General features: G+C 45.5%; 13 protein-coding genes. 7 read left to right on the top strand and 6 right to left on the bottom strand.

Features of this window, described 5'->3' with window-relative positions; translation table 11 throughout:
* Positions 1-117 precede the first annotated feature (117 nt).
* Together VF412_RS13870 and VF412_RS13865 are read right to left on the bottom strand one after the other, a co-directional pair.
* Complete coding sequence (locus tag VF412_RS13870; RefSeq protein ID WP_331339843.1) at positions 118-1,800, bottom strand: hypothetical protein; 1,683 nt, start codon at positions 1,798-1,800, stop codon at positions 118-120.
* A gap of 71 nt (positions 1,801-1,871) precedes the next feature.
* A complete protein-coding gene (locus tag VF412_RS13865) occupies positions 1,872-3,563 on the bottom strand; it encodes an ATP-binding protein (protein ID WP_331339842.1) in 1,692 nt (563 codons plus the stop codon).
* A gap of 222 nt (positions 3,564-3,785) precedes the next feature.
* Between VF412_RS13865 and VF412_RS13860 the strand changes: the two genes are divergently transcribed.
* Positions 3,786-4,064 carry a CsbD family protein gene (locus tag VF412_RS13860; RefSeq protein ID WP_331339841.1) on the top strand — a complete coding sequence of 93 codons (279 nt, stop codon included), beginning with the start codon at positions 3,786-3,788 and terminating at the stop codon, positions 4,062-4,064.
* Between the two features lie 86 nt (positions 4,065-4,150).
* Here VF412_RS13860 and VF412_RS13855 read toward each other — a convergent pair whose 3' ends face one another.
* The gene (locus tag VF412_RS13855) at positions 4,151-4,975 is read right to left on the bottom strand and encodes a collagen-like protein (protein ID WP_331339840.1); all 825 of its coding nucleotides are present in this window, start codon (positions 4,973-4,975) and stop codon (positions 4,151-4,153) included.
* 310 nt (positions 4,976-5,285) lie between these two features.
* On the opposite strand from VF412_RS13855, the gene VF412_RS13850 reads away from it, so the two are divergent.
* Complete coding sequence (locus tag VF412_RS13850; RefSeq protein WP_331339839.1) at positions 5,286-6,056, top strand: hypothetical protein; 771 nt, start codon at positions 5,286-5,288, stop codon at positions 6,054-6,056.
* Between the two features lie 65 nt (positions 6,057-6,121).
* Here VF412_RS13850 and mtgA read toward each other — a convergent pair whose 3' ends face one another.
* Both mtgA and VF412_RS13840 read right to left on the bottom strand, forming a co-directional pair.
* Positions 6,122-6,880 (bottom strand): monofunctional biosynthetic peptidoglycan transglycosylase, encoded by a 759-nt coding sequence (mtgA, locus tag VF412_RS13845; protein WP_331339838.1) that lies wholly within the window; start codon positions 6,878-6,880, stop codon positions 6,122-6,124.
* A gap of 73 nt (positions 6,881-6,953) precedes the next feature.
* The gene (locus VF412_RS13840) at positions 6,954-7,184 is read right to left on the bottom strand and encodes a hypothetical protein (RefSeq protein WP_331339837.1); all 231 of its coding nucleotides are present in this window, start codon (positions 7,182-7,184) and stop codon (positions 6,954-6,956) included.
* Between the two features lie 144 nt (positions 7,185-7,328).
* On the opposite strand from VF412_RS13840, the gene namA reads away from it, so the two are divergent.
* The 4 genes from namA to VF412_RS13820 all read left to right on the top strand — a co-directional run bounded on the left by namA (position 7,329) and on the right by VF412_RS13820 (position 10,332).
* The gene (gene namA / locus VF412_RS13835; protein ID WP_331339836.1) at positions 7,329-8,399 is read left to right on the top strand and encodes an NADPH dehydrogenase NamA; all 1,071 of its coding nucleotides are present in this window, start codon (positions 7,329-7,331) and stop codon (positions 8,397-8,399) included.
* A gap of 18 nt (positions 8,400-8,417) precedes the next feature.
* The gene (locus VF412_RS13830; RefSeq protein WP_331339835.1) at positions 8,418-8,900 is read left to right on the top strand and encodes a hypothetical protein; all 483 of its coding nucleotides are present in this window, start codon (positions 8,418-8,420) and stop codon (positions 8,898-8,900) included.
* A gap of 97 nt (positions 8,901-8,997) precedes the next feature.
* Positions 8,998-9,270 (top strand): hypothetical protein, encoded by a 273-nt coding sequence (locus VF412_RS13825; RefSeq protein ID WP_331339834.1) that lies wholly within the window; start codon positions 8,998-9,000, stop codon positions 9,268-9,270.
* A 186-nt stretch (positions 9,271-9,456) separates the two neighbouring features.
* On the top strand, positions 9,457-10,332 hold the full coding sequence (locus tag VF412_RS13820; RefSeq protein ID WP_331339833.1) for a substrate-binding periplasmic protein: 876 nt from the start codon (positions 9,457-9,459) through the stop codon (positions 10,330-10,332).
* Here the strand turns inward: VF412_RS13820 and aspA are convergent.
* Positions 10,329-11,747 carry an aspartate ammonia-lyase gene (gene aspA, locus VF412_RS13815; protein WP_331339832.1) on the bottom strand — a complete coding sequence of 473 codons (1,419 nt, stop codon included), beginning with the start codon at positions 11,745-11,747 and terminating at the stop codon, positions 10,329-10,331. The genes VF412_RS13820 and aspA overlap by 4 nt on opposite strands.
* Positions 11,748-12,056: 309 nt before the next feature.
* Between aspA and VF412_RS13810 the strand changes: the two genes are divergently transcribed.
* Positions 12,057-13,640, top strand: coding sequence for a glycosyltransferase family 39 protein (locus VF412_RS13810; protein ID WP_331339831.1), 1,584 nt, complete (start codon positions 12,057-12,059; stop codon positions 13,638-13,640).
* Positions 13,641-13,690: the final 50 nt, after the last annotated feature.

The raw sequence follows: 13,690 nt of genomic DNA, 5'->3' as shown, positions 1-13,690 counted from the left end.
AAAGAACTTGCAAAAGCTTGTCGTCAATATTCTAGACACATTAAGCCCCGATCAAAAAGCTCGTCTTAAAGACAACCTTACTGAAAAGATGGGGCAGCTTCAGAAAATCGCCAGCCGCTAAAGAGTTTGCAAGAAGAGGATGATATTGCGTTTGTCCTCCGCAGTAAAAACCTCATGGCCGTTGTCTAAGAAAATGCCTTCGTCGTGTCCTTGATTGCTCATACCAGGTCGGGAACTATCATAATAATAATCCGCCGTCTGCCATGCTGACGGCGTTTTGCTTCCTAGCGGATAGCCATTGCAAGCAAAGTCAAAATCGGTGTTCGGATTGCGAGCCTCACCGGCATAATACGTCTTCGGCCGCTTTGGACCTGCCGTTAAGACAGCGCACAAATTTGGAATCGAGTTGTTATGCATATAAGGCCAACGGGCCCATATTCCCACAAGTGGTGGCGGGACATAACCATCTTGCGCTTGAATCACGATGCTATTCTTTTTTGAAATCGAAAGATGATTCAATTGTTCTAAAGACTTCATCCCCAGCCGACGATTTGCATCTGTTCCGACATCTTCAATCGGTGTGTCTCTGCGAGGAATAACTCGAAATGTCTTTAACTTTTCTACTAATGTCATGGAAGGTGCGTCGGGCTGACTCCAATTTTTTTCATAAACTCCGTGACAACGAGCACAGCTTTGATTGAAAAGCTGCTCGCCTATTTTGGCGCGGCTAATATCAATTTTTTCCGCCGGAAAGAAATCAGTGATGTGAGGAGCTTCCGATGAAAATACAGCTGCCGTGAGCTCATCAATGACTCGACTATTTTGTGCGAGCCAATTTTCAAGAATTTTTAAATCAGCTCCCCGACCTACCTCATTCCAGATGATATTCGTAAAGATCGGATTTCCAGAAATCACACTGCCATCAGAAAGCCATTTGTTTTTATATTTTACGTTCCACCACACAGCAGGCTTTGAATCCGCAGGATTGTCGTCAAGAAATGGATCACGACGGGGATTCCTTTGAAGTTGTGTTGAAGGAGTCGCGTAATCGTCTTGCGATCTGCGATTCAAAGATAAAGCCACTTGCGCCAGCGATGTATCTAGACCCAAAATGACGGGCTCTTTGACAGAAACACGCTGTAAATTTTGAATGGCCTCATCCATTAAGGCGGATTCACCATCCGTGGCATGAGTCCAATGCTTAAAGAACCATGAGTTATAATAACCGGAAATTTTCGAAGCCTTCACAAAAAAATCATTCGCCTTCGGAAATCGATTTGTTAGCCCCAACACGGTTTTGCCAAAAAGTTCCGACGAGTGACATGCGGCACACGAGAACGTAAATCCTACCGCTCTGTTGCGAGTGATTTCTCCGTACCCCATGCGATATTCAGGACGGCGCCCCTCGGGATAGGGAACTGAGTAAATGCCTGCATCGGTGGCCATGGGGTATTCATGCAGCCCCAGCTCTTCTAGAAACTCATCAAAGCTATGAAATCCCGAGACATTACGAATGATTCCATTTAAAAGTTCCTTTAACGGATTCCAAGAATGATCTTCGATGAAATTTCGAACTGGAGCCACGGGAGGCAAAACCCCGGTGACTGTCACAGGATAGATTTGCGCGTGAAGTTTTCCCTGATCTCGATATTGCGTAAATTGATCTGGCGAAAGTTCGAGCACATTGGCGCGACCTCCCACTGGAACTCGGGCCTGCGGGCTCCAATCAGGCGAGGCCTGTGCGACTGTGGCCCATGAAACAAATCCTGTTGTTAACAAAATGACAAATCCGTAAGTCATACCTCGAGCATGACTTAAAAATCTGTCAGGTAGCAAATTTAATGGGACAAAGACATTCCGTGTCTAAAGATTTAATGAACTCCGACAAGATTCTCGACTGAATCAATGAGTTTCGGAGTCGAGAAAGGCTTTCCAAAGAAAGAGTTGAAGCCATTCCCAATAGCTTTTCTTTCATTCTCTTTATCCGTGAAAGCTGTCAGCGCAATCATAGGTACCTGCCTTTGAAATGGTGTTGAACCTGCTCGCACTTTTCTTGCCAAAGAAAAACCATCTTCTTCAGGCATACTTAGATCTGAAACAACCAGATCATAAGTCGCTGCTCTCGCCATAACTAATGCTTCATGGACCGAGTTCGCTTTCTCGACAAAAGCTCCATGTTTTTTCAAAATAGTTTCCACCAAAGCCCTTGAGTCATCATCGTCATCAACGACTAGGATCTTCATTCCTGCCAATCGATGTGAAGCCTTGTTCGGATTCTGCGCATACTGAGTCAGGACGTCTGATATGCGTTCTTTTTGAGTCTCAACTAATGGAATTGTAAATGTAAAAACCGCGCCTTTTCCATCGCCATCACTTTTCACTTCAATATGCCCTCCATGAGCCTCTACCAAATATTTCGTGATCGCGAGTCCTAACCCCAGACCACCGTGTTTGCGAGTCAAAGAACTGTCTGCCTGCTTGAAGCGATCAAAAACATGTCCAATAAAATCAGGAGTGATCCCCATACCATGATCCTCTATCTGAACTTGTACTCCAGGGCCGCTACGCGAAATTTTCACAAAGATGTCACTGCCACTTGGAGAAAACTTAATAGCGTTGGTAAGAAGATTGAAGAAGATCTGTTTTAAACGAACAGGATCCGCCTTGATCAAAGCCTCTGACATCGAACTGGATAATTGCACGTTAATATTTCTTTTATGAGCGTCAAAACTCACTTCCTGAACGGCCTCTTGCGCAGTCATGACCAGATCCACCTCATGAGGATCTAAAGTCAAACGTCCGACCATTATTCGTGACGTATCCAACAGGTCATCAATGATATGAGCTTGTGAGTATGCATTTCGACGAATTGTTTCGAGACCTTTGCGCTCTTCCGAAACGTCGGGTTCTTCCGTCGTTAGAATTTCAGACCAACCTAATATCGCATTCAGTGGAGTCCTTAACTCGTGAGACACCGTCATCAGGAATTCATCTTTCGCCTCGTTCGCTTTCTTCAGCTCGCCAATACGTTGTTCGAGGGATGAATAAAGACTGATATTTTCCATGGCCACCGCGACAGTATCAGCCAGTGCCTGCAAAAGTTCTATTTGCTCAGGTGTTGCAGTAGTTTCCTTGGCCCAATAAACACCGATAGCTCCGAGTGGCGATTCTTGACGAATTGGTATCATGGCCAAGCTTTTGACAAAGGTCGGTCGATAAGCCTCGATCGGAATGCGCGAGTCCGAATATATATCAGGAATGATGACAGTCTGTTTGTGAGTCATGGCCCAGCCACTGATGCAAGAATCCATTGGGAACTTTTGTCCCTTCCACAAAGGACTGATGGCATCTTCGTCCGCATAATAACAAAACCCATTGTCTCGTAGGACAAAGGTAGCACCATCAGCGTTCGCAATTTCCCGGGCCGCACTTCTAACAAGAGTCATAATCTCGTCAAGACTTCTGACAGCAGAAAGATCCTGTATGACTGTTACCAACCTCTTCACACTTCCAACATCCGGCATAGCTCCTCCGTGGGTCGATTCAACATTCAGTACTCTCATTCAAATAAACAACATCCCATAAAGTCGTCTTACAAATTTATTATATTCCATATTTTTGTGAGCAAGTTTGCGTCCTGAAATTAAATTGACTTTTACGCCCCATCATTTTTGAACTCGCTGTTTTCAAGCCCGAGGTCCGCGCATTTTGACATAGTTTTTCATTAGATCTTTCAAGTCAGCGTCCTTGGGTGTTAGCTGAAGGAGTACAGGAAGGAGGAGCCTATGAACAAAGATACCGTTTCCGGTGACTGGAAGATCCTAAAGGGCAAAATCAAAAAAGCCTGGGGTAAAATTTCAGATGACCAAATCGACGCGATGGATGGCGACCTTTCTAAATTAGAAGGTCAAATTCAAAAAACATACGGTTTGACTAAAGAGGAAGCGACAAAAAAATTTACTGAATTTAAAAACACATTAAGCAGTCCAAGAACACCAGGTGAAGAAGATGTTAATCGCACCAGTTTAGATACTGACGTTAACCAACCGACACCTCGTCATTAAAGGACTTGCTCGTATTCGTCCCTCAAAAGACGGATATGAATAGAGAGTGCCTTACGGCACTCTCTATTTTTTTGTTCGTTGTTAGATTAGAAAGTAAATTGCAATGGCGCAAGACTCGTAACAGATTGAGGAGCCATGATCTCAATAATTTTTTCTGTTGGAGCCGGCGTACTGGGTTGTTGATAATAGCAAACCCCACGGGTTCCTAAAGTACCATACGACCTATAACTCTGAAAAACTTCATGACCGGTTGGCGCGCCTACCACTTGATAGTAACGAACGCCCGAATATTCGGTTTGAGAGGCATACACTCTACCGATAGGACTTGGCCAAGTGCTGTCATCGCTACGCCCTGTGTACGCGTCCCCAGTGCAACCCGGGCCGGTATAGAGAACCGTCGATGTTGAGCCAGCCGGTACCCCTGTCTGCACATTATAATAAACATACTGACCGTTAGGGAGCGCGGTAAAAGCATAAGTACTGCCCGAAACTTTTAAATATTGAACCAAAACTCCCACTAAGTTGTTACTACTATCGCGCAAAGAAAGTCTGATTCCATTTCCATCAACACCATTGCGGCCATTGGCACCGTTGGCTCCCGTTGCACCCACTTCACCTTGGGCACCAGTATCACCCTTATCACCTTTTGCACCACGCAGATCCACAGCATTCCACTGCCCGCCATTGCAAACGAAGAATGCATTCTGGCCAGCATCGTAAGCAACGGCGCCTTGCTTACCGTCGTTACAATCTGTGTTTGACACAGATGCAGCCTGAACTACTGAAAGCTGTGCAGGTTGAGATGAGGAGGTACTTGCAGATTCTGTTGATGAGCTTTGCTTTCCTGAATCCAAACAACCTACCAAGCTCGCACACAGGGAACCAATCAAGAGCGTCGCTTTATTTTTCATAATCACCTCACGTCCTAAATTAGATCACGTTTATTATTTTAGCAGTTCGAGGGTTTGAGAAAACTGTCCGGCGCAAGAATCTGTAAGCCTTGGAAATAACGACGATATTTGGTCTCAAACGGGGCCGTTTTAAATTCGCGTAGCTAAAGAACAACACTTTTCAATAAAGAAGCTGACAAAATTTGGGGGCAAAAAATCAAAAGAAGACACTCCCACCGGGGGCCGAATGCCGCGATTGACGCGCCGATTCGGTTGACCCCGACCTATTTGATTCCTAATATCGAGCCTTATTTTTAAGAGGAGAATCGGCATGACAAAAAAACCTTTCATGAACTTCACGATCGATCATACGACGATGTTGTTCCACCCGAACCTTTACCGCCTTTCTTATGTAGTTTTCCGCATCATCTTCGGGACGACTCCTGACGATCTGTTGTATGAAAAAAAGCGCAAAGGTCAAAATGGTGAAAAAGATGTTTCCATGACTTACGCAACTCGCGTCGGCTCTTGGGAACCAAAAGAGCGCGATCCACTCCCAACAATCTTCGCGATCGTTCAACCTTCTGAACCTGCAAACCAACCTTCACACGTTCGTGAAATGTTGGATGGTCACAGCAATGTGGCACACGTTCAACACTTGGCTTTGCGTACTCCAGACTTGATCGGTTTCTACGAGCACTGCCTAGAGCGTGGCGTGCAGTTCGTGACTCCAATCTTGAAAGACGATCACGAGAACCTGATCCAAGTTTTCTCTGGAGAGTGGTTCTTGCCAGGCGGAAAATCTTCTGGCTTCTTCTTCGAGTTCCTACAACGTGATCCAAGCGATTCAGAACTTGAAAAAATCCAAAAAGCGAACAAGCAAACTTGGTTCCGCGACGAGACATTCTTGGGCCTTTACGCTGAAAAGGAGCGCGAATACCAATCAGGAAAAGTTCGTTCCTTCTTGTCAGAAGAATTGTTCAACGCGATTATTGCAAAGTTGGGCGATAAACAAGTTTACGAAATCACTGAAGACGATCTATCAGCTATCGAAAAATTGATGATCGATATGACTGCAAAAGCAAAAGCCGCAAACGCTTAACTCGCTTCAAGGCAGAAAAAGAAAAAGGGAGGTCCAAAGCCTCCCTTTTTTTTATTTCGTCCGTTTTAGTTGCGACTGTCGCCCTCGTCATCATTATCAAACTTCAAATCAAAGTAGTCTAAGAGTGAAGCTTTCTCGTCCTGGATTGGCAGCGGCGGACTGACCCGATATAAAATACGACGCTGACGATTCACGACATAGCGTGAGGGATGATCAATGCGAAAGCGACGCGGATTCGGCAACACGGCTGCGATTAATGACGCTTCAGAGGCAGTGATATTTTTAGCAGATTTATGAAAGTATCTTTGCGAAGCAGCCTCAACGCCGTACACGCCCGGCCCCATCTCGATAACGTTAAGATAAACTTCCATGATACGCTCTTTCGACCAAATCGCTTCAATCAAAACTGTGAAATAAGCTTCAACGCCTTTACGAATCCAATCACGACTGGGCCATAGAAAAACATTCTTCGCTGTCTGTTGCGAGATGGTGCTCGCCCCTTTTATTTTTTTGTGCGTCTTATTGTATTTCATCGCTTTCTCAATGGCTTCATAATCAAAACCATTATGTTCAAAAAAGCGAGCATCTTCAGATTTTAAAACGGCCTTTTGCATGCTTGGTGCGATTTCAGAAAGTGGCACCCAAGATTTATCGACCCCTAACCACTGTCCCGAAAAAGCGGCTTGCACACAACGAATTCCCATCAGCGGAGTGAACGCCACTGGAACAAAACGGTAAAATAAAACAGACCCCACACTGCCCAATAAGAACACCAAAACGGCCAGGGTGATAAATTTTAAAATGCGGGAGACAGCGGATTTCATAGGGGCTTTTTAAATAAAAAAAACCCCAAAGTAAAATCCACTTTGGGGCTTTCGAATAAAATTCAGAAAAAAACTATTGGCCTGCGCCGCCTGCAGCTGGAGCCGCTGCAGGAGCAGCTTCTGCTGGAGCTGCTTCTTCAGCTGGCTTAGCAGATTTTTTCTTAGAAGACTTCTTATGAGAAGCCGAGTGAGAAGCTTTTTTGCCGTGGTGTTTTTTCTTTGCTTCAGAAGCAAATGGCATAGCTAGAGTTACAACAAATGCCGCAAGGGCCATCATAGAAAGTGCGTTCTTAGAAACCTTCATTTTTCCTCCGTGAGTTTCAAAGTTTTTGAAGACAAATAATGGTAACATAGGAGTGCTATCTAGCAAGGTCCTAAAAATACTCTCAACGCATCCCATCTTTAGCCCGCACGACGATTGGTTTATAAATAGGCATCGAGGTCTTTGATGAATACTCAGCTTTTTTCTTCCATTCAATTTCGAAGTGTAACAATAAAAAACCGCATCGTGGTTTCTCCGATGTGCCAGTACTCTGCTCAAGATGGTATTCCCAATTCTTGGCACATGGTTCACTTGGGAAGCCGTGCTGTGGGCGGTGCGGGCCTCGTGATTGCTGAAGCAACAGGCGTTTCTCCGGAAGGACGAATCACTCCTGACGACTTGGGAATTTGGAACGACCAGCAGATGGAGGCCTTCAAGCCTATCGTCGCTTTTATCAAGGAAAACGGATCAGTTCCGGGAATTCAGCTGGCCCATGCAGGTCGCAAATCTTCCCATGCCGCCCCCTGGAAAGGTGGCAAAGGTCTGACACCCCAGCAAGATGGTTGGACGGTATTTGCTCCGAGCGCCATCGCCTACGCGCCAACGTCACCCACTCCTCAAGAAATGACGAAGCAGGATATCAAGCAAATGATTTCTGACTTTGGAGCTGCTACACAACGTGCTCATAATGCAGGCTTTGAAGTGATTGAACTGCACATGGCTCATGGATATCTGCTCCATGAATTCTTATCTCCTTTGACAAATCAGCGTCAGGACGAATTCGGCGGTTCATTGGAAAATCGCATGCGAGCTCCCCTGATGGTGGTTGATGAAGTCAGAAAAGTTCTACCTCAAGATCTGCCTCTTTTTGTGCGCATTTCCGCAACCGATTGGGCCGACGGAGGCTGGGATCTCCCGCAAAGCATCGCCTTCGCCAAAGAACTTAAAAAACGTGGCGTCGATTTAGTGGACTGTTCCAGTGGCGGAGCCGTCCAACATCAAAAAATCTCTGTGGGCCCCGGCTATCAAGTTCCCTTTGCCGAAGCCATAAAAAAAGAGGTCGGCATTGCCACCGGCGCCGTTGGCATGATCACAGAAGCACAGCAGGCGGAAGATATTCTCAGTTCGGGAAAGGCCGATATGGTGCTTTTAGCAAGAGAGTTATTGCGTCACCCTTATTGGCCGCTCCATGCTGCTAAAAAATTAGGCGTAGATCTTTCTTGGCCGGTTCAATATGATCGTGCGAAGGTAAAATAAATAGGATAAAATACCCTCATGACGAAAAGTAATCATCATTCTCACGCTCTTCAAGTTCGCCAAGCCCTTTGGGCCCTGCAAAAAGAAGTTTTGAGTTCTTTGAAAGAGGAATTCGATCGTGAAGTCGGCTATCAAGCAGCACCGACAGAGTGGTTCCAAGTTTTGATGAATGCCGAACGCTATGTGTGGTTGCGCGAGTTGACTTCATTGATGGCTGATATTGATATCATGACCGAACTTGAATATTTGACTGAGCAACACACAGGAATTTCTCGCGCCGAAATCGAAAGACTTCTTTTGGGAATGGCCGAAGAATCTGAATTTAACAAGCAGTATAAAACTTTGCTGATGTCCGGAGCGTCTTTGCTGCCGCTGCATTCACAGCTTAAGGCTGCCGTTCAAAATCTTCCCAAAGTCGAGACGACAAAAGACCAATCCCTTGCCGAGAGGAAAGCTTGGCACGAGGAACACCGTCATCAGTCTCGCAAGAAAAGAAATTAATTCTTTTTCTTCGGTGTGTTTCACCACCAAATAGAAAGACATATCCTCTTCTGATTTACCTCGGAGTAGCTTCTGGGTGTGAATCAAGGAGGATTTTATGTTCTTTATTAGAAGACTCTTTTTTTCAAACAGAGAAAGTCTCAATCACATCGTCCTTATGGGACTCTCTGCCTTAGTGATCGTGATGGGCATGATGGCCTTTATAAACACGAAGGCAGGACAACGAATCCCCTTCATTCGAGAAATTGCGGCCTGGTTGGGAATCGCATCCCCAGAAGACCAAGCCAATGCCCGGCAAATTGATTTCCTAAAAAACTTTGCGTTCACTCATCAAAATGAACCGATGTCCGACAGTTTAGAGAAAAATTGATGTCAAAAGCTCTGTTGCCAAGAACGCCCTTTCTTTCCTAATCTGGATTGGGAGGGGGCTAGGATGGCCCTCTTATTTTCGCAGAAACTCACATTTGACTCTGAAACCTGAGGACCTCTTCATCCGGGGCTATGTTATTTCTCCAACGTAATCTGTACGAGCCAACAAACATGTTAAGATTATGCTATGAATTCGATCGGGCGATCTCACCTTTTTCTCGTACTAGCCACGTCAATTCTTCTAAGAGTACTTAGCGCACACGCTGAAACGAACAACTCGAAGCTACGAATACTCACTGAAGATTGGCCACCGATTTCATATGAAGAAAACGGAAAAGCACAGGGCATGGCCGTCGAGCTAGTACAAGCCATTCAAAAAGATGTTGGCAATCAGGATGCCATCGAAGTGGTCCCTTGGGCTCGCGGATACAAACTTCTTCAAGATTCTCCAAACACAGTGCTCTTCACATTGATACGAAATCCTGAACGCGAAAAGATGTTCGCCCTTTTGGGGCCTGTTGCTCGCGGAAACATTTCCCTCTTTGTCTTACAGAAAAGTGCCAAAAGTTTTTCGAATCTTACTGAAATTAAAAATAACGCCACTATTGCCGCTACTCGGGGAACGGCCTTCCAAACAACACTTCTTCAGCAAGGTTTCCACAATGTCGTCGACGTACTCAATACAGAGATGGGACTTCGACTTTTACTTTCCGGGCGCGTGGATATTCTATGTGACGACAGTTTGACTATTGCTGACCTTCTTAAAAAACTTCAGATTTCAGGAGCTCACCTTAAGACAGCCGCAGTTCTTCAAGATTATAATTTGTATTTGGGATTTTCTCCGGGGACAGATGTGAATTCTATCTTACAGTGGAAAAAGTCTTTAGAAAAAATAAAACACAACGGACGCTACGCGAGTATCTACCGCAAATGGTTCACGGACATGAGACCGCCAAAGAACGTCGAGCTGATTGGACTTGTTCCCGAAGAATTAAGGAACTTAGACAAACCTATAACGAAGCGTCTGGTGGTCGAACACCACAAAGACGCCTCACATAATTAGTGACGTTTTCCCAGATATTTTGGATTTAAAAGATTTTCGACCGAGAAAATTTCGTCGAGCTGTGCCTGAGTGACAACACCTCTTTCGAGAGCCACTTCGGCAACGCTCCTTCCAGTTTGCGCACAGATTTTACCGATCAAATCACCTTCAGCATGACCGATAATAGGATCAAGGTATGTCACAATGCCAATGGAGTTCATGACGTAGTCGCGGCAGCGATCTGCATTCGCCGTGATGCCATCCACACATTTGTCTTTCAAAGTATGGCACGCATGCACCATCAGTTCGATAGATTCGAAAATGCTTGATGCAATCACTGGCTCCATGACATTCAACTGCAATTGCCCGGCCTCTGCCGCCAAAGTGATTGCAAGATCATTGCCAATCACTTTGAAAGAAACCTGATTCACAACCTCTGGAATCACCGGATTTACTTTCGCAGGCATAATTGAGGAGCCTGCTTGCAATTCTGGCAAATTGATTTCTTTAAGCCCTGCACGTGGACCGGAGCTCAACAAACGCAAGTCATTGCAGATTTTAGAAAGTTTCACGGCCGTGCGCTTCAAAGCCCCTGATATAATAATATAAGCACCGCAATCGCTGGTGGCTTCAATCAAGTCTTCGGATTGTTCAAAAGGATAACCTGTCACTTCTGCCAATTTCTTGACGGCCAAGGCTGCATATCCTTCGGGAGCATTGACGCCTGTACCGATAGCTGTCGCGCCTAAATTCACTTCAAGAATGAGTTTCTGTACCGTTTTAAGCAGACGACCGTCTTCTTTTAGCAAAGTGGCAAAGGCATTGAACTCTTGCCCCAGAGACATTGGAACTGCATCTTGCAATTGAGTTCGGCCCATTTTTAAAACCTTCGCAAATTCGTGACCTTTTGTCTCGAAGGAATGCGCCAAAATTTCAACAGCTCTTACCATCTCATTTAAGTGCTCATAAAGAGCCACACGGAATGCGGTTGGATAAGCATCATTCGTAGATTGGCATTTATTCACGTGGTCATTTGGATGAATGACCTTGTAGTCGCCTTTTTTCAAACCGCGCTTTTCCAACGCAATATTAGCAATCACTTCGTTGGCATTCATATTCACCGAAGTACCCGCTCCACCTTGGAAGACATCCGAAGGAAATTGCGATGCCCATAGTTTAGGATTTTTTAAAATTTCATCACAGGCATCAACGATGGACCGAGAAACATCCTCAGGAATAGTGCCAAGCTCGCCATTTGCTAACGCTGTCGCTTTTTTTGTCAGTGCCAAACCGCGAATGAAGAACGCATCTTCACCAATTGTTTTGCCAGAAATTTTAAAGTTGTTCATTGCACGCAAAGTGTGAATGCCATAATAAGCATCCGCTGGAACCTGCATTTCACCTAGAAGATCTCTTTCAGTTCTAAATTTTTCCATCAAATATATCCATTACCGTTTCATAAACCATCTAGGCGCATAGGCCCCTATCAGAAAAGTGCGACATGGTCCCACAGGTCCCTTGCAGACCAATGTTGTGTCGGAGTGAAGGTAAAGGTCAATGTTTTCATCGAAAAAGCGAAGAGCGCCCGATCCCGACCCGCCACTTCCACATGCTGGGCAGTGAGATTTTCACCACTCAGACTGCCTATCGCATATTTACACGAGCTGTCATCGGTCGGATTGATTGCCACCGCCTCCTCGACAGTTTACGACAGAGTTTTGACACTTTAGCAGGAGTTTTCAGCGGTGTTGGCTCGTTACTGGAAGCAGCGTACGTTATCTCAAAAAGTCTTGATTCTTTTCATTTTGACCTTGGTCTTCCGTACGCTTTTTAGCACCAACGTGGGCTTGATCGACGACGAAACTTATCATTGGTCATGGGCTAAGAATCTTCAACTCTCTTATTTCGATCACCCTGCTATGATTGCATGGCTTGAAGCCATCACGACGAAAATTTTCGGCGACACATACTTTGGCGTGCGTTTGCCAGGCTTCCTATGCTTTACCGCCACAGTTGTTTTACTTTACAAGTTGGCCAAAGATCTTTTTGACGAATGGGCGGCTATCTTCGCTGGATTCGTCGTTTTGTGGTCTCCGTTCTGGGGCTTTGGAGGTTACGTTGCTTCTCCAGAACCTCCATTCATGTTGTGCTTCGTGGCGGCAGCCTATGTGTTCTGGCAAGGTGTTCGCGAAGACTCTAAACAATGGAGCGTGAAAAAAACGTGGCTGTGGCTTGGCGTATTGATGGGCTTGGGTTTGAATTCCAAATTCATCATCGCATTGATTGCTCCAGGTTTTGGTTTGTACATGTTGATGACTCCATCTCGTCGCAAAGATCTTTTGAGTCCTTGGCCATGGGTTGGTTTCTTGATCGCCACCGTTATGTGCTCTCCGATTTTCATTTGGAATCATCTTCATGACTGGCCAGGATTCCGCTATCAGTTCCACGATCGTCACGAGGGTGGCGGCGGCATCAACATCGGCCGCTGGTTTGGTTTCTTTGGTGCGCAGTTGTTATTCTGTACGCCGTTCCTATATGCTCTTGTGGTTCTCGCGTTCATCAGTGGCTTCGTTAAACGCGCAGAAGCTCGTTGGCGTTATTTATTTTGCTTAACAGTTCCGTCACTGGCGGTGTTCTATCCACAACCTCTGTTCGCAGACTTTAAACCGCACTGGAGCGGGGCCGCTTATACATTGTTATTGATGGGTGCCGGTGGCATCTGGTCCCAAGGTTTGATGTGGGGCCATCGTCAGATTGTAAAGCCTCGCAGCAAAGTTTATACGCGCGGTATTTTGGCATTCTTTATCCCCTTGACGCTCATTGCTTACTCTCCGTTCTTCTATCCGTGGATTCCAAGCGCCTTTCATTTGTTCGCGCCCCACGCCGAATGGAAAACTACTTATGACTTCAGTAACGAGTTCACGGGTTGGGAGGAACTTGGCGATTTCGTGAACCGCAGACAACGCGAAATCCATGCAGAGACAGGACATAAACCGTTCCTTGCCGCTCTTCGCTATGAGACGACTGCACAAACAACCTGGGGAACGAAGCAAAAGATCTACATGTTGAATTCAGCAAGAAGCAACTACACAGTCATGCAACCTGTGGAAGAGATGAAAAATCTTGAAGGTCAAAATGCCATTGTTGTTACAACAGAAAAATACGACAGCAATCCACTGGAATATGCAAAGTTTGACTCTTGTGACAAACAAGAACTTAAAACATACCGCCACGGAGTCCACGCTCGCACCTTCAACGTGTATCTCTGCAAGAACTTCCAAGGCATCATTTACAGTCCAGGTGAAATTCCTCCTTCGGCACGTCATTAACGTATTGGACTTCTTTTTATCGAACTTAAAAACAAACTTATAGACGTAAG

Origin of the sequence: Bdellovibrio sp. (assembly GCF_036384735.1) — a bacterium.
Lineage (GTDB): Bacteria > Bdellovibrionota > Bdellovibrionia > Bdellovibrionales > Bdellovibrionaceae > Bdellovibrio.
Note: the sequence above shows the minus strand (reverse complement) of the source record. Positions and strands in the feature narration are given on the sequence as shown.